Source organism: Williamsia sterculiae, from assembly GCF_900156495.1.
GTDB lineage: Bacteria > Actinomycetota > Actinomycetes > Mycobacteriales > Mycobacteriaceae > Williamsia_B > Williamsia_B sterculiae.
In genome coordinates this window covers 192,603-216,632 of sequence record NZ_FTNT01000002.1, presented here as the reverse complement: position 1 = coordinate 216,632, position 24,030 = coordinate 192,603, and the positions used below count along the sequence as shown (strand labels likewise).

General features: G+C 67.2%; 20 protein-coding genes. 12 read left to right on the top strand and 8 right to left on the bottom strand.

Features of this window, described 5'->3' with window-relative positions:
• Positions 1-8: 8 nt before the first annotated feature.
• Positions 9-371, bottom strand: a complete 363-nt coding sequence (locus tag BW971_RS03820) for a GntR family transcriptional regulator (RefSeq protein WP_234974220.1) — start codon at positions 369-371, stop codon at positions 9-11.
• 31 nt (positions 372-402) lie between these two features.
• Positions 403-1,617, bottom strand: a complete 1,215-nt coding sequence (gene arcA / locus BW971_RS03815; protein ID WP_076477346.1) for an arginine deiminase — start codon at positions 1,615-1,617, stop codon at positions 403-405.
• Positions 1,618-1,772: 155 nt separating this feature from the next.
• Between arcA and BW971_RS03810 the strand changes: the two genes are divergently transcribed.
• Positions 1,773-2,933, top strand: a complete 1,161-nt coding sequence (locus tag BW971_RS03810; RefSeq protein WP_076476736.1) for a GNAT family N-acetyltransferase — start codon at positions 1,773-1,775, stop codon at positions 2,931-2,933.
• 62 nt (positions 2,934-2,995) lie between these two features.
• Here BW971_RS03810 and BW971_RS03805 read toward each other — a convergent pair whose 3' ends face one another.
• From BW971_RS03805 to BW971_RS03790, 4 genes are read right to left on the bottom strand one after another with little or no spacing between them, the layout of a single operon-like run.
• A complete protein-coding gene (locus BW971_RS03805; RefSeq protein WP_143690189.1) occupies positions 2,996-7,207 on the bottom strand; it encodes a bifunctional nitrate reductase/sulfite reductase flavoprotein subunit alpha in 4,212 nt (1,403 codons plus the stop codon).
• A gap of 46 nt (positions 7,208-7,253) precedes the next feature.
• Positions 7,254-8,477 (bottom strand): MFS transporter, encoded by a 1,224-nt coding sequence (locus BW971_RS03800; RefSeq protein ID WP_076476735.1) that lies wholly within the window; start codon positions 8,475-8,477, stop codon positions 7,254-7,256.
• Positions 8,477-9,460 (bottom strand): patatin-like phospholipase family protein, encoded by a 984-nt coding sequence (locus BW971_RS03795; RefSeq protein WP_076476733.1) that lies wholly within the window; start codon positions 9,458-9,460, stop codon positions 8,477-8,479. The genes BW971_RS03800 and BW971_RS03795 overlap by 1 nt, the downstream gene beginning before the upstream one ends.
• Entirely contained in the window at positions 9,457-10,839 is a 1,383-nt protein-coding gene (locus tag BW971_RS03790; protein WP_076476731.1) for an acyl-CoA synthetase, read from the bottom strand. The genes BW971_RS03795 and BW971_RS03790 overlap by 4 nt, the downstream gene beginning before the upstream one ends.
• A gap of 61 nt (positions 10,840-10,900) precedes the next feature.
• Between BW971_RS03790 and BW971_RS03785 the strand changes: the two genes are divergently transcribed.
• On the top strand, positions 10,901-11,653 hold the full coding sequence (locus tag BW971_RS03785) for a DUF429 domain-containing protein (RefSeq protein WP_076476729.1): 753 nt from the start codon (positions 10,901-10,903) through the stop codon (positions 11,651-11,653).
• Between the two features lie 40 nt (positions 11,654-11,693).
• The gene (locus BW971_RS03780; RefSeq protein WP_076476727.1) at positions 11,694-12,314 is read left to right on the top strand and encodes a LysE family translocator; all 621 of its coding nucleotides are present in this window, start codon (positions 11,694-11,696) and stop codon (positions 12,312-12,314) included.
• A gap of 24 nt (positions 12,315-12,338) precedes the next feature.
• Here BW971_RS03780 and BW971_RS03775 read toward each other — a convergent pair whose 3' ends face one another.
• Together BW971_RS03775 and BW971_RS03770 are read right to left on the bottom strand one after the other, a co-directional pair.
• Positions 12,339-12,692, bottom strand: coding sequence for a hypothetical protein (locus BW971_RS03775; RefSeq protein ID WP_076476725.1), 354 nt, complete (start codon positions 12,690-12,692; stop codon positions 12,339-12,341).
• Positions 12,693-12,756: 64 nt separating this feature from the next.
• On the bottom strand, positions 12,757-14,121 hold the full coding sequence (locus tag BW971_RS03770; RefSeq protein ID WP_076476723.1) for an aminotransferase-like domain-containing protein: 1,365 nt from the start codon (positions 14,119-14,121) through the stop codon (positions 12,757-12,759).
• A 233-nt stretch (positions 14,122-14,354) separates the two neighbouring features.
• Between BW971_RS03770 and BW971_RS03765 the strand changes: the two genes are divergently transcribed.
• The 9 genes from BW971_RS03765 to BW971_RS03725 all read left to right on the top strand — a co-directional run bounded on the left by BW971_RS03765 (position 14,355) and on the right by BW971_RS03725 (position 23,958).
• The gene (locus BW971_RS03765; RefSeq protein WP_076476721.1) at positions 14,355-15,194 is read left to right on the top strand and encodes a nitrilase-related carbon-nitrogen hydrolase; all 840 of its coding nucleotides are present in this window, start codon (positions 14,355-14,357) and stop codon (positions 15,192-15,194) included.
• Between the two features lie 53 nt (positions 15,195-15,247).
• Positions 15,248-16,669, top strand: coding sequence for a dihydropyrimidinase (gene hydA, locus BW971_RS03760; RefSeq protein ID WP_076476720.1), 1,422 nt, complete (start codon positions 15,248-15,250; stop codon positions 16,667-16,669).
• 12 nt (positions 16,670-16,681) lie between these two features.
• Complete coding sequence (locus BW971_RS03755; protein WP_076476718.1) at positions 16,682-17,713, top strand: TIGR03842 family LLM class F420-dependent oxidoreductase; 1,032 nt, start codon at positions 16,682-16,684, stop codon at positions 17,711-17,713.
• Positions 17,710-18,585 carry an ABC transporter permease gene (locus tag BW971_RS03750; protein WP_076476716.1) on the top strand — a complete coding sequence of 292 codons (876 nt, stop codon included), beginning with the start codon at positions 17,710-17,712 and terminating at the stop codon, positions 18,583-18,585. Before BW971_RS03755 ends, BW971_RS03750 begins: the two co-directional genes overlap by 4 nt.
• A gap of 26 nt (positions 18,586-18,611) precedes the next feature.
• Complete coding sequence (locus BW971_RS03745; RefSeq protein ID WP_083709252.1) at positions 18,612-19,394, top strand: ABC transporter ATP-binding protein; 783 nt, start codon at positions 18,612-18,614, stop codon at positions 19,392-19,394.
• The gene (locus BW971_RS03740; protein ID WP_083709251.1) at positions 19,391-20,215 is read left to right on the top strand and encodes an ABC transporter permease; all 825 of its coding nucleotides are present in this window, start codon (positions 19,391-19,393) and stop codon (positions 20,213-20,215) included. Before BW971_RS03745 ends, BW971_RS03740 begins: the two co-directional genes overlap by 4 nt.
• A 73-nt stretch (positions 20,216-20,288) precedes the next feature.
• Positions 20,289-21,461: an ABC transporter substrate-binding protein gene (locus BW971_RS03735; protein ID WP_234974219.1), complete on the top strand. Its 1,173-nt coding sequence runs from the start codon at positions 20,289-20,291 to the stop codon at positions 21,459-21,461.
• 181 nt (positions 21,462-21,642) lie between these two features.
• Entirely contained in the window at positions 21,643-23,010 is a 1,368-nt protein-coding gene (locus tag BW971_RS03730; protein WP_076476713.1) for an MFS transporter, read from the top strand.
• Positions 23,011-23,061: 51 nt separating this feature from the next.
• Positions 23,062-23,958, top strand: coding sequence for a glycosyltransferase family 2 protein (locus BW971_RS03725; RefSeq protein ID WP_076476711.1), 897 nt, complete (start codon positions 23,062-23,064; stop codon positions 23,956-23,958).
• Positions 23,959-24,030: the final 72 nt, after the last annotated feature.

The window sequence follows — 24,030 nt, the reverse complement described above, 5'->3', positions numbered from 1 at the left end:
GCGGCGGGCTACAACCCGACGGACTTCTCGACGAACGCCACCGCCGCCTCGTCGGCGATACCGAGCGACCTGGTCGCGGCAATGTACTCGACGGCGAGCCGTTGCGCCGCGCCGGTCGCGGAACCACTGTCTGCGATGATGAAAGTTCCTTGCCTGCCGCGCGTCTCGACGAAGTGATCGGCCTCCAACTCCCGGTAGACGCGGGCCACCGTGTTGACCGCGAGCCCCATGGTGGCGGCCAGGGCTCGTACGGTCGGCAGCTTCGAACCGACCAACAACTCTCCGGCGGTGATCTTCTCGATGATGCCGAGCCGGACCTGCTCGTAGGGGGGCACTTCCGCGTCGCGATCAATGCGTGACCACGATGTCACGGCATCGCCATCTCCGGCCATCACACCCGACTCACAACAGATCGCGCGACAGCGGACACGACATGCACCGTGGACCGCCGCGCCCGGAACCGAGTTCGCTGCCCGCGATGGTGAGGACCTCGATACCCGAGTCCTCCAGTCGACGGTTGGTCTCGACGTTGCGGTCGTAGGCGATCACCACACCGGGTTCCAGTGCGAGGGTGTTGTTGCCGTCGTCCCACTGCTCGCGTTCGGCAGTGACCGCGTCGAGGAGTCCGGTGTCGATGACCCGCAGTTTCTCGATCTGCATCGCCTCTGCGGCGGCCTCGACGAACGGTGCCGGTCCGGCGACCCGTACGACACCGTCCTGCCGGCGCAGGGTATAGGCCGACAGCGAGTCGCGGATGGCCGGATACATCACCACGGCGTCGGTGTCGACCATCGTGCAGACGGTGTCGAGGTGCATCGATGCGCGCTCCTGCGCGATGGGTACGGCGAGTACGGTGTGGGCGAGGTCGTCGTCGAACAAGCTGCGCGCCAATGCTTCCGCACCCGCAGGTGTGGTCCGTTCGCCGACCCCGACAGCGACCACACCCGGGGCGAGGAGCAACACGTCGCCGCCCTCGACCGGAGCGGTGTGTGATTCGTATGCGCGCCGCGCGCCGCGGAACCGCGGGTGGTGGGCGTAGATGATGTCGGTCAGCGACGTCTCTCGCACACGAGCGGGCAAGGCCAGCGAGGTGATCGCGAAGCGCGGCCCGATCCAGAACGAACTGTCCCGGGTGAACAGCAGGTTGGGTAGCGGCGAGATGGCGAAGTCGGTGCCGTGATGCATACGTCGGACCAGGGAGGATCGTGCGGCGGCCAAGCTCTCGGGGAGCTCGTCGAACGTCATCCCCGCCATCAGCACCGTCGCCAACTCGTCGCCGGGCAGCGCACGCAGGTGGGCGGTCAGGTCGTCGGCCAGCGCGATACCGAGCTGTTTGGCGCTGACCGACGCGGCGACGCCCTGCATCCGCGCGGCCCCACTGGACTGCAACGATTCCGCGAGCAGGTCGCCGAGTAGCAGCACCTCCACACCGCGGTCGCGCATCACCTCGGCGAAGGCGTCGTGCTCGTCCTGGGCTCGATCCACCCAGGGCAGTCCGTCGAACAGCAACTGGTCGCTGTTGCGCGGGGTGAGGCGACGCAACTCTTCCCCCGGGCGATGCAACATCACCGATCGCAGCGTGCCGACTTCGGAGTTCGACCCCAGTGTCACCGTCATGTTCCGACAATATGGCTTGTCGGCGGAGGCGGCCAACGATCGAGTTGTCGCACCCTCGGCGCGACGCTCCGGCAGGGGACGACGGTCACGCTGCGGACGTCGATCACGATGGGCCGACACCACACACATGCCGAGGAGTAGGCCAGACTCAACACATGACGGCAGACGACCACCCGCCGGCGAGGCCACGCGAACCGGGGCCGAGAACTGCGGTGTCATCCGAGGCGGCGGTCCCGCTGACCCCAGGCGGGGTGCCTCTCACCGAGCGCGACTTCTTCGTCGAGGAATTCCGTGGCGTCACCATTGTCGTCGCCCTTCCCGTACTGGGTGCCGCTGCTCTGGCGGCGGCGAAACGCACCGTCGATGAGTTCCGAACAGGAGACACCCGGTTCGTCTTCGTCGTGGCGGCCGACTCGGTCCCGATGGCGGTTGCCGTGATCGATGGCCTGATCGTGGACGGTTCGACGATGTGTGACGACGAGACGGTCACCACGTTGTGGCTGTCAGCGGTGGATTCCCGTTGTGTGGTGGTCGCGGCTCGGCCGTCAGCGGTCGCCCGCACCGCCGGTGCCGTCTCTGCGAGCCTCCGCGCATCGAAAATGGTGCTCACCGACCCCGGTGGTGGTTGGGGCACTCCGGCGCGGAGCTTCGCAGACATCGACATCCACCGCGTCCATCTGGAAACGCACCTGACCGACCGTGGCCTCGACGACTTCGCGCCCGCCGCACAGGAGGCGCTTGCGGGCGGCGCATACAGCGTCAACCTCTGCTGTGCCGAGGATCTCGAGTTCGAGCTGCTGACGTTCGATGGCCGCGGAACCGTCCTCACCCAGGGGCGATACCTGCACTCGGCCCCGCTTCGGGTGGACGACTTCCCCGCGATCGAGGCACTGGTCACCCAGGGAGTGCGGGAAGGAGTTCTGAAGCCGCGCAGCCGGACCGAGATCGCCCGCATGGCGGCGGGTGGACTGGGCGCGCGGGTCCTACGTACAGGACACCTCGCGGGCATCGTCGGACTCGAGGTGTACCGATACGCGGGAACCGGTTTCGCTGAGGTGTCGGGGCTGATCACGGTCGCCGAGTTCTCCGGGCTCGGCGCGGGTGGTCTGTTGATCGACGGACTGCTGGAGATGTGCCGCGCGCGGGGTATAGCGAACCTCTTCGCGGTGACCGTCAGTCCTCAAGCTGCCGACTTCTTCGTCAGGCGCGGATTCGATGAGGTCGAACAGCGGGACGTGCCCGCCGCGAAGTGGGAGGGCTACGACGCCGATCGGGTCGAGTTCGCCCGCTGCTTCGTGCGTGTGATCACGCTGTAGGGGTGCCGACCGTCGAAGCCGGGGCGCCCCCTCTGGGGCGAGCATTCGTGGTGGGCGCCACCTCAGTAGACGTCGCGGACGTACCGCTTCGTGGCGACCAGTTCCTTCCGGTAGGCCTTGGCCTCGTCCTCGCCCATCCTGCCGTGGTGGGAGATGATGCCGAGCAGCGTCTCGTCGACGTCCCTGGCCATTCGGGTTGCGTCACCGCAGACGTAGAAGTGGGCACCCGATTCGAGCCAACGCCACAGCAGAGCACCGTGTTCCACCATACGGTCCTGTACGTAGATGCGTTCACGCTGGTCTCGGGAGAACGCGACGTCGAGACGGGTGAGGAACCCGTCGCGGAACATGTCTTCCAGCTCGCTCCGGTAGTAGAAGTTGTCCGCGGCGTGCTGGTCACCGAAGAACAACCAGTTGTCGCCGCGATGACCGAGCGCACGACGCTCGTGGAGGAATCCCCGGAACGGGGCGATACCGGTGCCCGGCCCGATCATGATCATCGGGGTTCCGGGGTCGGCTGGCGGACGGAAATGCGGCGATCGGTTCAGGAAGATCGGCACACCGGCATCGTCGGCACGGTCGGCCAGAAAGGTCGAGCAGACGCCTCCACGAGGCGTCCCGTCGTCCCCGTCGTATCGCACCACCGACACGGTCAACTGCACCTCCTGTGGCGACTCCCTCGGCGAGGACGAGATCGAGTACTGGCGCGGTTGCAGACCGCCGAGTGTCTCGGTCCATTCCGTCGGGGTCGCCTCGATCGGAAAGGCGCGCAACAGATCCACGGCGTGTCGACCCCACATCCACTTGGCGAGTTCGTTCTTGTTGTCTCGACGCAGCAAGGTCGCCAACTGCCCGTTCCCGGACCGTTCGGCGACGAACTTCAACAATCCGGGCGTGAGCCGACAGATGTCGTGCCGGGTGCGCAGGGCCTCCCGCATCGACGTGGTCCCGTCCACGGCGACGTCACCGTCCAGCCCTGCCGCCACCAGGAACGCGTCGACATGCTGGGTCGAATTCGTGGGCATCACCCCCAACGAGTCCCCGGCCTCGTACTCGACATCGTGGTCGGCCAGGTCGAACCCGAAGGTGCGCACCTCTTTCTGCGACCCCGCACCGGTGAGCACCGTGTTGCGGACCAGCAGGGCATGCACAGGATTCGCCCGGGTGAAGACCGACGCAGGCGCCTCGACACCAGCGGTCTGCACGCGTGGTTCGGTCACGGTGACAGAACCACCACCGCCCCCACCGGGGTGGGGAGGTGCGACCTCCGGTGACACCGCATCATCCCGGTCCCGATCACCCGACGATGAGACGCCTTCACCACCGTCCACGAGCGGCGTGAGCCGCTGCAGCCACTCGTCGGCTCGGTCGGTCTCATCGGGTTCACACCGCACGATGTCCGTCAACCGCCGGGCGCCCAGTTCGGCGAACCGGTCGTCGACCTTCGCGGCGAACCCGCAGAAGTCGTCGTAGGACGAGTCACCCATCCCCAGCACGGCGAAGGACACGCCACCCAGGTCGGGGGTCGCCGACGACAGTCGTTCCCAGAAGTCGGCAGCATCGTCGGGCGGCCCCCCGTCGCCGAAAGTGCTCGTCACCACCACGACCCGCGATGCGGCCGCCAGTTGGTCGAGTCCGCACCCATCCATCTCCACCAGTCGAGGCGCGTACCCCGCAGCAGTCAACGCACCCTCGACCGTCCCGGCGAACTCCTCGGCACCCCCGGTCTGCGACGCCCACAGGACGATCAGTGAACCGTCGGCCCCCTGTCCGGCACCCTTCTCGACCACCGGATCGTCGACCGCGCCGGCCGCACCGCTGTACATACCCGCCAACATGCCGTCGACCCACATCCGCACCACACCGCGTACCGGCGCCGACGGCGGCAACACCGGCACCGTCGCGACGGTGCCGTCCGAGACCTGACCACCGCGCGATTGAACGCCGGCCAGGAATCCGCCCACATAGGCCTTCTCACCCTCGTCGAGCTCCGGAACGGTCTGCGGCACACCGAGAGCTGCCGCCAACGGATGAGCATCCACGTCTGTCACCTCCGGTTCGGGCCGCGCGGCGACCGGCCGCAACGACACCGCGCAGGCCTTGAACTCGGGCTGCAGCGACACCGGGTCCACGGCGTCGTTGGTCACGGCGTTGACGGTCAGGTATTCACCGTGTTCGTCGTTCCAGTGGAACGGGGTGAAACAGTTGCCCGGCCGCACGCGGTCGGTGATGACCGCGGGAAAGACCGCGCGGCCGCGTCGCGAGGCGATCTCCACCTCGTGCTCGTCGCGGATCCCGAGACGTTCGGCGTCGTCCGGGTGTATCTCCACGAACGGTGACGGATTGAGTTTGTTGAGCTTGGCCACCTTGCCGGTCTTGGTCATGGTGTGCCACTGGTGTTGCAGCCGACCGGTGTTCAGCACCATCGGGTACTCGTCGTCGGGAAGCTCTGCGGGGTCCATGTGCGGCCGCGGCAAGAACTGTGCCCTGCGGCTCGGCGTCGCGAAGGCCAACTCCGGGACCGTGCCGTCGTCGTCGGTGAACAGGGTCTGGCTCACCCCGTCGTTGAGGTAACGGATCGGGTGCCGATCGTCGTCACCGCCCGGTTCGCCCGGCGGCGGGCACGGCCACTGCAGGGGCGTGGAGCGCAGCCGATCGTGATCGACGCCGCGCAGATCCCACCCGGTGCGGGGGTTCCAGAACTCGGTGATCTCGTCGAACACCTCGGATGCGGACGTGTGTGCGAACGCCTCGCCGAAGCCGAGCGCGGTGGCCACCTCGGCGATCAGTTGCCAGTCCGGTTTCGCCTCGCCGAGCGGTTGCGTCGACTGCTGCAACAGGGTCACGTTCCGCTCGGAGTTGATCATCACCTGATCCGACTCGGCCCACAGCGCGGCGGGTAGCAGTACGTCGGCGTACTCGGCGGTGGCCGTGTCGGTGTAGGCGTCCTGCACCACCACCAGTTCGGCCGCCTCCAGACCGGCGATCACGGTGCGGCGGTTGGCCACCGACGCCACCGGATTGGTGCAGATGATCCAACACGCCTTGATGTCACCGGATGCCATCTGCGAGAACATCTCGATGGTACCGGGCCCGACGTCGGAGCGGATGGTGCCAGCGTCCAATCCCCACCGCTGTTCGCAGAACCGGCGATCGTCCTCCGACGTCACCACTCGCTGGCCGGGCAATCCCGGTCCCATGTAGCCCATCTCTCGGCCACCCATCGCATTCGGTTGACCCGTCAGCGACAACGGTCCCGAACCCGGCCGGCAGAGCGCGCCGGTGGCCATGTGCAGGTTGTTGATCGCGTTGGTGTTCCACGTGCCGTGGGTGGACTGATTCAGCCCCATGGTCCAACAGCTCATCCACTCACCCGCGTCGGCGATCATCCCGGCCGCGGTGCGGATGTCGTCACAGGACAGTCCGGTGAGCTCGGCGACCCGCTCAGGCGGGTAGTCGGCCAGGAATCCCGGCATCTGCTCCCAGCCCTCGGTATGGGCCGCGATGAACTCCTCATCGATGTCACCCGACTCGACCAACAGGTGCAGCAATCCGTTCAGCAACGCCAGGTCGCTGCCCGGCCGAACCGGCAGATACAGGTCGGCGCGGTCGGCGGTGGTGGTGCGGCGCGGGTCGACGACGATCAGCTTGGCGCCTTGTTTGAGTCGGTCGACCATCCGCAGATACAGGATCGGATGACAGTCGGCCATGTTCGACCCGATGACCAGGAACAGATCGGCCTTGTCGAAGTCCTGATACGACCCGGGCGGACCGTCGGACCCGAACGACTGCTTGTAACCGGTACCGGCACTGGCCATACACAGTCGGGAGTTGGACTCGATGTGGGTGGTGCGCAGATATCCCTTCGCCAGCTTGGTGGCCAGGTACTGCGCTTCCGTGGACATCTGACCGGACACGTACACCGCCACCGCGTTGGGCCCGTGTTCATCGATGATCGCCCGCATCCTGGTCGCGACCTCGCCGACAGCGGTGTCCACGGCGACGGCCTGGGCGGGGCGCCCACGGGCCGGACGCAGGTAGGCGCTACGCATCCGCTGCTCGTCGGCGCGCATCAGTTCCGCGTGGGTGGCGCCCTTGGTGCAGAGTCGACCGTGATTGGTGGGGTGCAGTTTGTCCCCGGACACTTTCGCGATCACCGGGCCGCGACCGGGTTCGACACGTGTGGTCACCTCGATACCGCAGCCGACACCGCAGTACGAACACGCCGTACGTGTCACCCGGGTATCGGCGGGTGCTGCTGCTTCGGGAACCACACCGACCAGGGTGGCCACGCCCTGTTGAAGACTGTTTGTGCCGGCGTTAGGGACGCGTCACTTTCTCCTCACCGATTCCGACGCGGGCGGGTGCGGTCTCCGCGGCGAACACCCACAATATGACGGCGATCACAGCCACGAGGCCCGTGAGTACGAATGCCGGACCGAAACCGAAGCGTCCGGCGACGAACCCGGCGACGATGGGCCCGCTCACCGCGCCGACATCCGAACTCATCTGGAACGCGGCCAACGCGGTGCCGCCCTGCCTGCGCGGCCCGTTGCCACCCCGTCCGGCGAGGACGTCGGCCAGCGCGGCCTGGTGCGTCGGTGCGAACAGCCCGGAACCCACACCACCCACGAAGGTCAGCACCGCCGCCACCCAGATCGTGGTGCTGTATCCCAGGACCAGCGTCGACGCCGCGGCGAGTACCAGCCCGGGCAGCATCAACGGTTTGCGACCGACCCGGTCCGAGAGCCGTCCGGCCGCCGCGATGGCCAGCACGTTGCCCGCCGCGTAGATGGCCAAAACCACACCCGCCCAGGCCGCGCCACGATGCAACTGGTCGACGATGAGTTGCGGAACCAGGGCCACCCGTACACCCATCGACACCCACCCCTGCGTCAGGCTGGAGGCGAGGATGGCCCGATAGGTGCGGTCGTGCAAGGCGGCCCGGAAACCGATGGCCGGCTCGGCCTCGACGTCGGCGACCGGGCGACCACCGACTCCACGCAACTGCGTCGCGACCACCGCGGTGGCCACCAGCAGGGCCGCGGCGTAGACGATGAACGGCATCCGCAGGCCCGCGCCGACCAACGCCGATCCGATCAACGGCCCGGTGATGTTGCCGATCAGGAAGCCGGCGCTGAAGAAGCCGGACACCCGCCCACGGATGTCGCTGGGCGCCAATCGGATCAGCAGACCCAGCGCGGACACGGTGAACATCGTCGAACCGATCCCACCCAGAGCACGGAACACCAGCAGTTGCCAGTACGACTGCGCGAATGCGCAGGCCAGGGTCGATGCGGCCACGATCAGCAGACCGGTCAGATAGATGCGCCGCTCCCCCAGCCGACGAACCAGCTGACCACCCACCGGCGCGAACACCAGTCGCATCACCGCGAACGCGGAGATGATCACCGACGCGGCACCGATTCCGACGTCGAAACTGCGGGCGAAGGACGGCAGGGCGGGTGCGATGAAACCGTAACCCAGGGCGATGACCACGTTGGCGGCCAACAGAACCCAGATCTCCCGGGGAATCTGCCTCATCAGGAAGGGAGCTGGGTGTCCAGCGCCTCGGCGGTCAGTCTGCGCCCCAACGCGATCATCTCCCCCGCCCGATGGAAGTCCATGCTTCGGCAGGCGTTTCGCGGTACCCGGACCAGCACGTCCGGCGGGTAGGCGGCCAGTTGATGCCGGGCCAGCGCCTCCTGCATCACATCCAGCGACCGGTTCATCACCGCGAACCGGCCCAACCGTTTGGCCACCTCCACCGACTGTTTGCCCGGAGGCAGTTCACCGGTCAGGTCCGCCGCGGCCTCCACCACCGCCGCCTCGGTGGTGGTCCGCGGCGGATCGGCGGCGAACCTGTCGACCACCGACCGGACGAAGTCGCTCTCCAGCAACGGGCCCGCGGTGCGACGGAGCCTGCGGATCGGCCCGTCGGCGGCGTGACTCTCGGTGTCGAGGTCGTCGCCGCTCCCGGTGCCGATGCTCACCCCGATGGTGAAGTCGGCCAACGACGCCGCGGTCGGCGCCACCGGCAACGGATCCAGTATCCCGCCGTCGACCAGCACCCGGTCGTCCATCTCGAATGGGGTGATGACCCCGGGGATGGCGATGGAGGCACGGATCGCGGTGTCCAACGGACCCCGCTGAAACCACAGCGGACGTCCGGCGGTGAGGTCGGTGGCCACTGCGGTGAACGGGATGGGCAGGTCTTCGATGCGGGTGTCGCCGACGATCTCGCGCACCTTGTCGAGAATCTTGTCGGCGTGGATGACGCCCGGTGCGGTGAGTGACACGTCCATCAACCGCATGACGTCGAGTTGTTTGAGCGTCAGCACCCAGGCCACGTAGTCGTCGAGTTTGTCCGCGCACGCGAGGCCACCGACCAGCGCCCCCATCGACGAACCGGCCACCGCGACGATCTCGTGACCGCGTTCCTGCAGGACCTGCACCGCGCCGATGTGGGCGTATCCCCGCGCTCCGCCGCTGCCCAGCGCGACCGCCACCCGTGCCCGCACCCTCATCCCAGCAACTTCTTCTGGACCTTGCCCATGGCGTTGCGGGGCAAGGTGTCGACGAACCTGATCTCGCGTGGACGTTTGTGATTCGACAGTTCGCGGGCGACGAGGTCGATGAGTGCCTGTTCGTCACGTCCGTCCCCGACGACGTAGGCGACGATGCGCTGGCCCAGGTCGTCGTCGGGGACACCGACGACCGCGACCTCGTCCACCGCGGGGTGGGCCGACAGCACGGTCTCGATCTCTCCCGCGCCGATGCGATATCCGCCGGATTTGATGAGGTCGGTGGCCCGACGGCCGACGATCCGGTGCATACCCGCCGGATCGATCACCGCGACGTCACCGGTGGCGAACCATCCGTCCGACGACCAGGACTCCGCGGTCGCCTCGGGCCGGTTGAGGTAACCGCTGCCCACCATCGGTCCGCGCACGTGCAGGTCACCGACCGATTCACCGTCGTGGGCGACCGGCTCGCCGGCCTCTTCCAGCCGTGTCTGCACACCGTCGAGGGGGAATCCCACCCACCCGGGGCGGCGTTCTCCGTCGGCCCGGGTACTCACCGTGATCAGGGTCTCGGTCATCCCGTATCTCTCGACGAGTTGATGTCCGGACAGATCGCGGATCTGCTCGAAGACCGGTACCGGTAACGGCGCGCTGCCGGACACCAGCAACCGGGCACCGCTCAGCGCCCGCGCCGCCGACGGGTCGGCCGCGACCCGGTTCCAGACGGTCGGCACCCCGAAGTACAGCGATGCGCCTGCGGCGGCATAGGCCGCAGGGGTCGGACGCAGCGTGTGGATCAATCGTCCGCCCACCCGCAGCGGACCGAGCACCCCGAGGATCAATCCGTGCACGTGGAACAGCGGCAGACCGTGGGCGAGCACGTCGTCGGCGGTCCACCCCCAGGCGGCGGACAGGGCGTCGAGTCCCGCCGCGACCGCCCTCCGGGTGATCGGGACGCCCTTGGGCAGACCGGTGGTCCCGGAGGTGTACATGATCAATGCCACTGCGTCGGGATGCGGTTCGGGATGGCTGTGCCACGACCGCGCGTAACGACGGACCGGGATGACCGGTAGCGTCGACTCACTCGGCGCGGCACCCAGCCAGGCCTGCGCGCCGGAGTCGGCGAGGATGTGCTCGAGCTCTCGGGGACCGGAGTCGGGGGGGACCGGCACCACGGCCACCCCGGCACGCAACGCACCGACCACCGCGATGACGGTCTCGACCGAGGGGGCTGCCCAGACCGCGACCACCCGAGCCCCGGCGATACGCTCGGCGACCGCCGTCGCCGCGCCGACGAGATCGCCACCGGACAGGGCGTCGTCCCCGACCACGACAAGGTCAGGACGCTCGGGAGCAGACGGGGTGAGCCGGGGAAACAGCACCCGTTCACTGTGTCACGAGGCCGTGGCGCCGCTCCACCGGCCGTCACCCGCCTAGGCTCGCATGGTGCTCACCGCCGGTGTGGATCTCGCCGCCGCCCCCGACAAGACCGCCGTCGTACTGATCGCCTGGCACGACGACGGCACCGCCACGGTCGAGGAACTCGTCACCCCGGCGGACGACGACGCGGTGCTGCGCGTGGTCGGCCACGCCGATCGCTGCGGGATCGACGCGCCCATCGGATGGCCGAGCGCCTTCGTGGACTTCGTGACCCGCCATCGACGACATCGGACCCCCGCCGGACTCCGCCTCGACGATCGCGCTAACCGACGGTCACTCGCCTACCGCATCACCGACGAACAGATCCGGTTGCGCACGGGACTGATCCCGCTGAGTGTGTCCGCCGACCGGATCGCACACGTCGCCTTCCGGTCGGCCGGTCTGCTCGCCGAACTCGAGATCCGCGGTTTCCACACCGACCGAGTCGACGGATTCGCCGTCGAGGCCTACCCCGCGGCGGCACTGCACACCTGGGGGCTCACCTCACGCGGATACAAAGGTGCCGACAAGGCGGACGCCAGGTCGGCACTGATCGACGATCTGACCACGCGGGCACCGTGGCTGCGGCTGGGAGATCACCGCGCGGCCTGCCTGCACAGCGACGACGCAGCGGACGCGGTCATCACCGCGATGATCGCGCGGGCCGTCGCCCTCGGTCTCACGTCGTGGCCGGACGACGAGCTCGCCGAGACCGCGCGGGTCGAGGGATGGATCCACGTGCCTACCGGGTCGCTCGACGATCTGGTCGGTCGATAAGCGTTTGTCGGGCGGGTTCGCCGCAGGTTAGCGTCGCGCCATGGACTGGGGTACCTACGGAGCATTCGTCGCGTTCGTGTCGATCATCATCCTGATCCCCGGCCCGGACGTCGCGGTCACCATCAAGAACACCCTGGTGGGTGGTCGGCGTCAGGGTGCGGCGGCGATCGTCGGGATCGCGATCGCCAGCCTGGTGCAGAGCACCGCCGCCGCGACCGGCCTGTCGGTGTTGGTGACCAGGGCCGAGCCGGTGTTCCTCGCCATCAAATGGGTCGGTGCCGCCTACCTCTGCTACCTCGCCTTCCAGGCACTGCGCAGCGCATGGCGTGGTGACGTCGCCACCTCGTCCGACGCGGCCGGGGGTCGTCCCTCGGTGATGACGGGTATGCGTCAGGGGTTCCTCTGCAACATCACCAACCCGAAGATCATCGCGTTCTATCTGGCCGTGCTGCCGCAGTTCCTCGGTTCCGACCCCACCCCGGCCGGCGCGGCGCTGTACGCCGTCAGCCTGCCGGTGTTCGGGTCGCTGTACCTGATGGTGCTGGTGACCGGGGTCGATCGGGCTCGCGCCGTATTCGCCCGCAGACGGGTGCGCAGGGTCATGGACTCGATCACCGGCATCGCCCTGCTCGGCTTCGGCGCCCGGTTGGTCGCCGAGTAGGTCATCACCACTCGTTCGGCCCGATCACGACGCCATGATGCTGTTCGCCATGGCTCCGCCGGCCACGAGCAACAGAATCTGCACGACGATGCCCGTCGAGGGCACCCACCATGCGGTGTCACCGCGACGTGCACGGCGTGCCGCCGCGATGGCTCCGACGAGCAGAACCACCAGTCCACCACCGTCAGCGATGATGTAGGCGACCGTCAGAGTGCCGGTGTCGCAGGATGAGTCGCAACTGTCGGTCGCCATCACGAAGAAACCGCTGAACTGGACGCAACGGACGAAGACGAGTGCGTGCAGCACGACGAGCACCGAGGTGGCGACGCGATCGAGCGACCGCAGGAGACTACGAGACGAATGCTGTGTGGTTGTCATAGCGGAGACGCTAGGTCCGCCACCGGCGCCTGTGACACCGCAGAATTACTCAGCCGGCCGGGGATCATCCGCGGCGCCGCGGATACAACGGTTCGGCGCCCGCCGCGGCGGCGAGTTCCGCGCCCACCCGTGCGGCGTCATCCTCTCGGAGACAGGCGATGGTGATGCGGAGGTGCTGGGCATCGACATCGTCCACCCGAAAGGGGGTGCCGGGGGCCGCGGTGATACCGGCGGCGGCCAACGACACCAGGGCGGCCGCCTCATCACGTACCGGCACCCACACATTGATGCCATCCGCGGGCGCTATATCGATCCCGTTGTCGGCCAAGGCTATCCGCAACGCTTGCGCACGCCGGGCGTAGGTGAGGCGCGCTCGGTCGACCGCGGACACGGCACGTCGGTCGGTGAGCATCAACAGCAGCAGTCGTTGCAACAACCGGCTCGTCCAGCCCGGACCGAGCATGCGGCCGTCGACGACGGGGTCGAGCACGGCCGCAGGGCCGGCAACCATCGACAACCGCAGGTCCGCGCCGTGCGACTTCGAATACGACCGGATGTGCACCACGTGATCCGGCAACCGACCGGCGAGGGTGACGTCGGGTGCGGACGCCACCGGCCCCGAGTGGTCGTCTTCCACCACCAGCACCGACGACGCGCTCAGCAGGTCGGCCAACTCACCGGATCGCCGTACCGTCATCGACGCACCGGTCGGGTTGTGTGCCCGCGGCTGCAGCACTAACATCGTCGGGTCCAGCTCCAGACCGGCGGCCACCTCCGCGACCACCGGTCCGTGTGTGTCCACCGCCACGGGCACCACCTGCGCACCCGCGCGACTGAGCAGGTCGAGGAACGGCGGGAAGCCGGGGTCCTCCATCAGGACCCGATCGCCGAATCGGACCCGTTCGCGAACAACGCGATCCACCGCGTCCATCGCCCCGTCGAGGACCACCATCCGTTCCGCCGGCACCGGGAACGATGCCCGTAGCAACTCCTCGAGCTCGGGGATGGTCGTCTCACCGAGGTAGTCGGAGTCCAGTGCCGCATCGGAAAGACGCTGCAGCGCCGGGCGGATCGCGGGCAACAATGCGGGGTCGGGGGTCCCCCGCGAGAGGTCGAGGCCGAACGCGGGCCCATCGGCGGGATGCACCCTCCAGTACCGGGACGACGGCATCGGCTGGCGGACCGCTCCCTCGGCGACGAACGTGCCCGCCCTCCCCCGGGACACGATCACCCCGCTCGCCGCCAGCGCCTGCCACGCCTGACTGACGGTGGCGGCCGAGACCCGGAGTTCGCGGGCGATGGTGCGTACCGTCGGCAGTCGGTCACCCACGCCGAGTTCACCGGCGCCGATTCGACGGGTGATGGCCGCCGCGATGCCGACGGCACTGCGGTCGGTGAGGTCGTATCCGAGCGACCAGTCCGTGCTCATCGCGTACCGGCCGCGCCACGACACCGTGGTGAACGATCTCGATCCAGTTGCGGCACAGGATGATTGTGTGTCGCACGGTGAAGCATGCCAGGGCCGGGCGGAAGTGTTTACAACGCCGAAACTGTTTCCCGTCAGATGTAACACCACCGGAACGATTCTCGTAGCAGGATCACAAAGATCCCCGGTGCGATGGCCGGATCGCACGAGAACCCGAATGAAGGTGGTGGTCGACCGTGACCGTGGTGAAGGCGGCATTGGTGCAGGCGGAGTGGACGGGTGATCGAGAGTCGATGATCAAGGCCCACGTCGAGTACACCCGTGAGGCCGCATCGCAGGGGGCACAGATCATCGGGTTCCAGGAGATCTTCGACGGCCCGTACTTCTGCCAGCAACAGGACTCCGAGTTCTACGCTTTCGCCGAATCCATCCCCGGACCGACAACGAACACCTTCTGCGCACTCGCCGCCGAGTTGAACATCGTCATCGTCCTGCCGATCTACGAGAAGGAGCAGGAAGGCGTCCTGTACAACACGGCGGTCGTGATCGACGCGGACGGAACACTTCTGGGCAAGTACCGCAAGCACCACATCCCGCACACCAACGGGTTCTGGGAGAAGTACTACTTCCGCCCCGGCAACCTCGGGTGGCCGGTCTTCGACACCGCGGTCGGCAAGGTGGGGGTGTACATCTGCTACGACCGACATTTTCCCGAGGGCTGGCGCGCTCTCGGCCTCGCGGGCGCGCAGATCGTCTACAACCCGTCGGCGACCAGTCGCGGACTGTCGAGCTACCTGTGGAAGCTGGAGCAGCCGGCGGCCGCGGTGGCCAACGAGTACTACATCGCCGCGATCAACCGGGTCGGCGTGGAAGCCGAGTACGGCGACGACGACTTCTACGGCACCAGCTACTTCGTCGACCCCGAGGGCAAGTTCGTCGGCGAGGTCGCGTCCGACTCCGCACCCGAGCTCGTGGTCCGCGATCTCGACCTGGCCCTCATCGGCACCGTCCGTGACCGGTGGGCCTTCTACCGCGATCGTCGACCCGACGCGTACGGGCCGCTGGTCGCACCGTGACCGCACCAGGGCGCATCCGTACCTGACCCACCTCCCGACGAGGAGACATCACAGTGTCGACCACCTTCATCCATGGGGGCACCGTCATCTGCCCCACCGGCAGCCAGCAGCTCGACGTGCTGGTCGACGGTGGCACGATCGCCGCGCTCCTCACACCCGGGTCGACCGCATTGGGCGCCGACCTCGCGGCGGATGCCGACGTCACCATCGACGCGACCGGCAAGTACGTCATCCCCGGCGGTGTGGACGGCCACACGCACATGGAGATGCCCTTCGGCGGCACTTTCGCCTCCGACACCTTCGAGACCGGCACACGAGCGGCCGCCCACGGGGGCACCACCACCATCGTCGACTTCGTGGTCCAGAACCCGGGGATGCGGGTGCAGGACACGGTTGCCCGATGGCACGACAAGGCCCGCGGCAACTGCGCCATCGACTACGGCTTCCATCAGATCATCGGCGGGGTGGATGACGAATCCCTCAAGGGGATGGCCGAACTGGTGTCCGAGGGCATCACCAGCTTCAAACTCTTCATGGCCTACCCGGGTGTCTTCTACTCCACCGACGGGCAGATCCTGCGGGCCATGCAGGAAGCCGCCGATCTCGGCGCCCTGCTGATGATGCACGCCGAGAACGGCATCGCCATCGACGTGCTGGTGGAACAGGCTCTCGCCCAGGGTCACACGTCGCCGTACTACCACGGCACCAGTCGTCCGTGGCAGCTCGAGGAGGAGGCAACCCATCGTGCGATCATGCTCGCCGATCTGACCAAGGCGCCGTTGTACGTGGTGCACGTGTCGGCGAAGCAGGCGTTGGCCCAGATCGCCGAGGCGCGCGGCCGGGATCAGAACGTGTTCGCCGAGACCTGCCCGCAATATCTGTACCTGTCGCTGGAGGAGCAACTCGGCGCCCCGGGGTTCGAGGGCGCCAAGTGGGTGTGTTCGACGCCGTTGCGGGCGCGGGCCGAAGGGCATCAGGACGAGCTGTGGCGCTACATCCGCACCGGTGACGTCGCGTCGGTCGCCACCGACCACTGTCCCTTCTGCATGACCGACCAGAAGGAGATGGGTATCGGCGATTTCAGCAAGATCCCCAACGGCATCGGCTCGGTCGAGCACCGGATGGACCTGATGTTCCAGGGCGTGGTCGAGGGCAAGATCTCCAAGGAGAGCTGGGTGGACATCTGTTGCACCAATCCGGCCAGGACGTTCGGGATGTACCCGCGCAAGGGGACCATCTCCCCCGGTGCCGACGCCGACATCGTCGTCTACGACCCGAACGGGCACACCAGCATCGGAATCGACAAGACCCACCACATGAACCTGGACTACTCGGCGTACGAGGGATTCGAGATCGACGGTCACGTCGACACCGTGCTGTCGCGCGGCCGCGTCATCGTCGACGACAACACCTACCTGGGCAGCAGGGGTCACGGCGAATTCGTCAAGCGCGGGCTCGCGCAGAATCTGATCTGAAGGGCTGCGCGCATGGACATCGGTGTGGTGCTGCAGTGCAACCCACCCGCATCACGGGTCGTCGAGCTGGCGGTGCGGGCCGAGAATCTGGGGTTCTCGCACGTCTGGACCTTCGACTCGCACCTGTTGTGGCAGGAGCCCTACGTCATCTACTCGGCCATCCTCGCCGCGACCCGCAAGGTGGTCGTGGGACCGATGGTGACCAATCCGGCGACCAGGGACTGGACGGTGACCGCGTCGACCTTCGCCACGCTCAACGAGATGTACGGTAACCGCACCGTCTGCGGGATCGGCCGCGGCGACTCCGCGGTGCGGACGCTCAACGGGGCGCCGACGACCCTGGCCACCCTGCGTGAATCCGTCGAGGTGATCCGCGATCTGGCGAACTCCCGCGTCGCCCATCACGACGGACGCAGTCTGCGGTTCCCGTGGAGCGAGGGTTCGTCGCTGGAGGTGTGGGTGGCGGCCTACGGACCGAAAGCACTGCAGCTCACCGGGGAGATCGGTGACGGCTTCATCCTGCAGCTCGGTGATCCGGAGATCGCCGCGTGGATGATCGACCGGGTGCGATCGGCGGCGGCAGCAGCCGGACGCGATCCGGAGTCGGTGACGTTCTGTGTCGCCGCGCCCGCCTACGTGACCGCGGACGATTCACCGGAGGCGCTCGCCGCGGCCCGCGATCAGTGCCGGTGGTTCGGCGGCATGGTCGGCAACCACGTCGCAGACATCGTGTCGCGGTACGGTTCCGCCGGTGAGGTACCGCAGGCACTGACCGACTACGTCGAAGGTCGCGCCGGTTACGACTACAACGAGCACGGTCGGGTGGGCAACTCGCACACCGACTTCGTCCCGGACGAGATCGTCGACCGCTTCTGCATCATCGGCACCGCCGCCGACCACCTCGCCAAGCTGGAGCAACTGCGCTCGGTGGGGGTGGACCAGTTCGCGGTGTACCTCCAGCACAACGCGAAGAGCGCGACGCTCGAGGAGTACGGCGAGAACATCATCCCGGCTCTGCGGCCCCCGGTGACGGCAATCGGATGACGCGTCACCGTATCCCTCTGCGCGCGCCGGCCATGGCGGTGTTGTCGCTGGTGGCGTTCCTGGCCGTCTGGGAACTGGTCAAGGCGGTGGTCCCGGCCGACGGGGTGAGCATCGCCGGGGTGCGGGTACTGCCACGCACCACCAACGGCGCACTACCCCATGTCTGGACCGTGTTCACCACCTTCGGTGATCCCGAGGTCGCGGTGCCGGGATCGCGGACCGTGCTGGCGGGCGTGCTGTCGGCCGGGTGGTTCAGTTTCCGGCTCGCCCTCGTCGGCCTGATCGTCGGGACGGTGGTGGGCGTCCTGTTGGCGGTGCTGATGCAGCGATTCATCTTCGCCGAGCGAGCCCTGACCCCGTATGTCATCGCCTCCCAGACGGTTCCGCTGGTGGCATTGGCCCCGCTGGTCAACGGCTGGAGCGGGAAGATCGCCATCGCCGGACAACCGTGGACCACCACGACGTCGGTGATCGCCATCTCGGCGTACCTGGCGTTCTTCCCGGTGACCCTCGGCATGCTGCGGGGACTGCACGCACCCAGCCGCCAGGCGGTGGAACTCATGCACTGCTATGACGCCGGGTGGCTGCCCACATTGTTGCGTCTTCGCCTGCCGGTGGCGATCGGCTACCTGCTACCCGCCCTGCGGTTGGCTGCGGCCGCCGCGGTGGTCGGTGGCATCGTCGCCGAGATCTCGACGGCGACCAGCGGCGGGGTCGGACGACTGATCGTCGAATACGCCCAGCAGTCCACCGGGAACGCGGGCAAGTTGTTCTGTGCGGTCATCGGCGCCGCGGCGGTCGGACTGCTGATGACCGTGCTGGTGATGCTGCTGTCGCTGGCGCTGAAGCGATTCCGGGGGAACACCCGGTGACCGATGCGAGACGGAGAGCGACGACGATGACCCGTTCCGAGCAGACCGGTGCTGTGGTGGACCTGCGTGACGTGGCCAAGGAGTACCCCAACACCCTGGCGCTGCAGGATGTCTCGTTGAGCATCGCCGATGGCGAGTTCGTCTCGCTCATCGGACCGTCGGGATGCGGGAAGTCGACGTTGTTGCGGTTGATCGCCGACCTCGAACCACCCAGCGCGGGGTCGGTCACGGTGCGCGGCAAACCCGCTGCCGCGGCCCGCAGGGATCAGGGCTACGGGATCGCCTTCCAGCAGGCGGGGCTGTTGGACTGGCGCACGGTGCGCCAGAACATCGAACTGCCGTTGCAGTTGCACCGGGTCCCCAAGGCCGAGCGTCGGTCCCGCGGCGACGAATTGCTGGACATGATCGGACTGCGCGACTTCGCCGACCATCGACCGGCGGAGTTGTCGGGGGGTATGCAGCAGCGGGTGGCCATCGCCCGCGCGTTGGCCCCTCGACCGAAGTTGTTGCTGATGGACGAGCCGTTCGGCGCGCTCGACGAGATGACGCGCGAGAAGATGCAGACCGAACTCCTGAACATCGTGTCGGAGACGGGTGCCGCGGTGGTGTTCGTCACCCACTCCATCGGCGAGGCGGTGTACCTGTCCGATCGCGTGGTGGTCATGAGCCCACGTCCGGGGAGGATCACCGAGATCGTCGACATCGACTCCACCCTCAGGGACCTGCCCGACACCCGGGAGAGTCCCGAGTTCTTCACCGCCATCACCCGGGTCCGGGAGGCCCTGCGCAGCCAGGGGTCCCCGGTATGACCGTCATCGACCCGGCCACCACCGCAGCCCCGCGGGCACCTGCCGACTCGTCTCGCCGCAGGACTCCGTCGGCGCGAACCTGGTTGCCACCCATCGCCTTCGGCGTCGGTCTGGTGCTGCTCTGGCAACTGTTGTGCCGTGTCGGCGGGATCCCGACCTTCCTGTTGCCCGCACCGTCGGCGATCCTGGCCGCGGCGGGTGACAACGTCTCGGTCATGGTCGACTCGACCCTGGTCACCGGGCGGAACGCGCTGATCGGTCTGCTCGTCGGCATCCTCACCGGTCTCGCCGCCGCCATGCTCGCGGTGTGGATCCGCCCGTTCGACGAACTCCTCGGTCCCCTCGCGACCGCGGCCGCCGCGATCCCCATCGTCGCCACCGCTCCGGTCTTCTACGGCATGTACTCCGCCACCCAGGAGATGCCCCGGATTCTCACCGTCGCCCTGATCGTCTTCTTCCCGATCTATGTCAGTGCCGCACGCGGGCTTCGCGACATCTCCGCCGTCCACGCGGATCTGATGCGGTCCTACGCAATCGGCAAGTGGGCCGAGACCCGGACCGTGCGCATACCCGCAGCGCTCGGCTTCGTGTTCACCGGCCTACGCATCGCCGCCCCCAACGCCGTCATCGCCGAGATCGTCGCCGAATACTTCGGCGGCCTGCAGAACGGGTTGGGCTACCGGATCACCTCGGCGGCGGCCGCGACCGACTACGCGTCGGCGTGGAGCTACGTGGTCGCCTCGATCGTGCTCGGTCTGGTGTTCTTCGTCGCCGTGGTGGTCCTCGAGACGGTGGTGGCACCCCACCGGCCCTCGCGATGAACGACACGGTTTGCCGGCGACTCGTCACACGTGCGGACACCCCGACGTCCGCCATCACCCCAGAGAGGTTCGCATGAGAGGTATCAGAGGTATGGGCAACGGGAACACCCGCAAGGTCCGGCGTGCCGCGGTGGTCGGGCTCGCGGTGGCCGCAGCGCTCGCCACCGCCACGGCATGCACCACCACGACCGACAGCGGTGGTGGGGCGAGCGGCGGCAAGGTGACCCTGCAGTTGCAATGGTTCAAGCAGGGGCAGTTCGCCGGGTACATCGCCGCGGTCGACAAGGGGTTCTACAATGAGCAGGGGCTCGACGTCACCCTGAAGGACGGCGGCACCGACATCGTGCCGCAGACGGTGCTCGCCCAGGGGCAGGCCGACTACGCCGTCGCCTGGGTCCCCAAGGCCCTGCAGTCTCGCGAGCAGGGAGCCAAGATCACCGAGATAGCCCAGGTCTTCCAGCGGTCCGGCACCACGCAGGTGTCGTTCAAGGACAAGAACATCACCGACGCGGCGCAGTTCAAGGGCAGGAAGATCGGTAGCTGGGGGTTCGGCAACGAGTTCGAGCTGTTCGCGGGCATGACCAGGGCCGGGGTGAACCCCGGTGGTGACATCTCCCTGGTGCAGCAACAGTTCGACATGAACGCCTTGCTCAACGGCGACATCGATGCCGCACAGGCGATGACCTACAACGAGTACGCGCAGGTGCTGGAGGCGAAGAACCCGGCCACCGGTCAGCTGTACCAACCGGCCGACTTCAATGTCATCAAGTGGCAGGACGCCGGTGTGGGGATGCTGCAGGATGCGCTCTGGGCCAACAGTGACAAGCTCGCGAGCGACAAGGCGTACCAGGATCAGACGACCAAGTTCGTCGCCGCGTCACTGAAGGGCTGGGTCTACTGCCGCGATCATCTGACCGAGTGTCGGGACGTGACGGTCAAGGCCGGATCCAAACTGGGAGCCAGTCACCAACTGTGGCAGATCAACGAGGTGAACAAACTGATCTGGCCGTCGCCGTCCGCGGGAATCGGCACCATCGACAAGTCTTCCTTCGACCAGACCGTGGCCATCGCCACCGGCACCAAGAACCAGGACGGCAAGACCGTCCTGACCAAGGCCCCCGACGCCGATGCCACGACCGGCACCTATGTGACCGCGGCCCAGGATCTGCTGAAGAAGCAAGGTGTCGACCTGGTGGGCGCCGGTTTCGCGCCCACCACGGTCACCCTGTCGGAGGGCGGTAACTGACGCCTGGCTCGCTCCACGAAAACTGCGGGAAGACCGATTTCCCGCAGTTTTCGTGTGTTCCCGATGATGCATCTGCGGCAGATCATCGAAAGAGCGGGAAAGTCGATTCTCCCGCAGTTTTCGTGCGACGGGTGACCACGCGCCGGATCACGCCAATCGCAACCCACCTATAGTCGGCCGGATGAACGACCCCGCGCCCGTCGCATCACCGGTCAGTGTCGCGGCCCGACTCGACCGGCTCCCGGTCGTACGGCTGCACTGGGTGGCCACCGCAGTCATCGGCCTCGGACTGTTCTTCGATCTGTACGAGAACTTCCTCGCCGCCACCATCTCCTCGGTGCTGAAGAATGAGCTCGACCTGTCGCGGACGGGACTGAATCTGCTGCTGGGTTCGGCGTTCCTGGGCCAGTTCCTCGGTGCGCTGGTGATGGGGCGGTTCGCCGACCGGGTCGGCCGACGTCGTGCGTTCATGATCAACCTGGCCATCTACTCGCTGTTCTCGGTGCTCGGTGCGTTCAGTCCCAACGCCACCGTGCTGATCATCACCCGTTTCATCGCGGGTGTCGGGATCGGTGCGGAGTTCGCGCTCGCCGACTCCTATCTCTCCGACCTGCTGCCCAAACACGCACGCGGCAAGTTCATCTCCTGGGCGTACACCGTCGCCTTCCTCGGGGTGCCGACGGTCGGGTTGTTGGCGCACTGGTTGGTACCGCTGCAACCACTGGGTTTCGACGGGTGGCGATGGTTGTTCCTGCTCGGCGGGATCGGGTCATTCGTCATCTGGGTGGTGCGACGAGGTCTGCCGGAGTCGCCACGCTGGTTGGAGACACAGGGCCGACAGGAGGAGGCCGACACCATCTGCCGCCGGTTCGAGGAACATGCGCTGGCGGCGGGCCACACCCTCGCCGACCCCGATCCTGAGCTGCGGGTCATCCCGGCGAGCACCTTCTCGCCTGCCACCCTGTTCCACACCCCGTTCCGCAGGCGCACGGTGATGTTGTGGATTTTGTCGGTACTGGAGGTGTTCGGTTATTACGGGTTCGGGACGTTGGCACCACTGGTGCTGCATGCCAAGGGGTTCGACCTGGTCACCTCGCTGGGGTTCCTCGCGGCGACCTATGTCGGTTACCCGGTCGGGTCGTTGCTGGCCATCCCGATCGTCGAACGGGTGGAACGCAAGTACCTGGTGATGGGGTCCGCGGCGGCGATGGCGGCGTTCGGGCTGTGGTTCGGATTGGCCGGCGACGCGGTCTCCATCGTGGTCGCCGGGGTGCTGTACACGATGGTGAGCAATCTGTTCTCCAACGCGTACCACGTCTATCTCGCCGACTCGTATCCCACCGGCTTGCGGGGGACGGCCGCCGGTGCGGCGTACTCGCTGTCGAAGCTGGCGACCGGATTGCTGCCGTTCCTGCTGCTGCCGGTGCTCGATGACCACGGTTCGGGTCCGGTGTTCGGGGTGGTCGCGGTGGCGATGAGCCTGCTGATCGTCGATGTCGCGACCCTCGGGCACCGCAGCACCGGCCGATCGGCGGATGCGACGGTCTGACCTCACGTGGACCGATTTGCGGACGCGTGTGGGGTGTGTTGTCGTTCTTTTATGTCCGATCTCACGCTTTCGGTGGTGGTGCCCGCCTACAACGAGGCCGAAGACATCCGGAGCTGTCTCGAAAATCTGCTCACCCAGACTCGACCCGTGGACGAGATCGTGGTGGCAGACAACAACTCCACCGACGAGACCGTGCTCATCGTCGAGGAGATCGCCCTACGAGATGAACGGGTGCGACTTCTCCGAGTCGAGGAGCAAGGAGTGATCAATGCACGTTCGGCGGGTCTCGATGCGGCCACCGGCGACGTGCTGGCCCGTATCGATGCGGATTCGCACGTACCGCCCGGTTGGGCGGAGAGCGTGATTCACTTCTTTGCCCAACACGGCAAACACTACGGCGCCGCCACAGGGCTGTGCTCATGTCACGATCTCCCGTTCCAGGACCGGTTCAGTGGCACCAAGAGACGACTGACCGAAAACGCCCGCGCCGCGCTGGCCGGGGGCGACCGGCGTGGTGCCGACGCCACCCGACTGTTCGGCTCGAACATGGCCATCACCAGAGACGCCTGGAACAAAGTGCGCCAGAGCCGCTCTCATCGCACCGACATCTTCGAGGACCTCGATCTGACCCTCACTCTGCACGAGGAGGGCGTGCCGATGGGGTTGATGCCCGACGCCGAAGCCACCATCTCCGGGCGACGCTATCTGAGTTCACCCACGTCGTATCTGCGGTACTGCCTGCGCGACCAACGCACCTTCGCACTCCACGGTCGGCCCACTGAGCGAGGACAGGCGATCGCGCAGATGTTGCTGGTGGCCCTGCCTTTCTACTTCGTGATGTGGATTCCGTTCCGTACCTACGATCCGGATAATCACGAGTTCTCGGTGCGGCGTCTGCTGCGTCGTCGGCAGGATCGACCCGCTCCGGGGGGACCCGCCAGCGGCTGATCGCAGTCGGCACCGATGACTTCTCCCGCCATCGACGGTCCATACCGGTGACCGATCACCGACGGCAGGAGA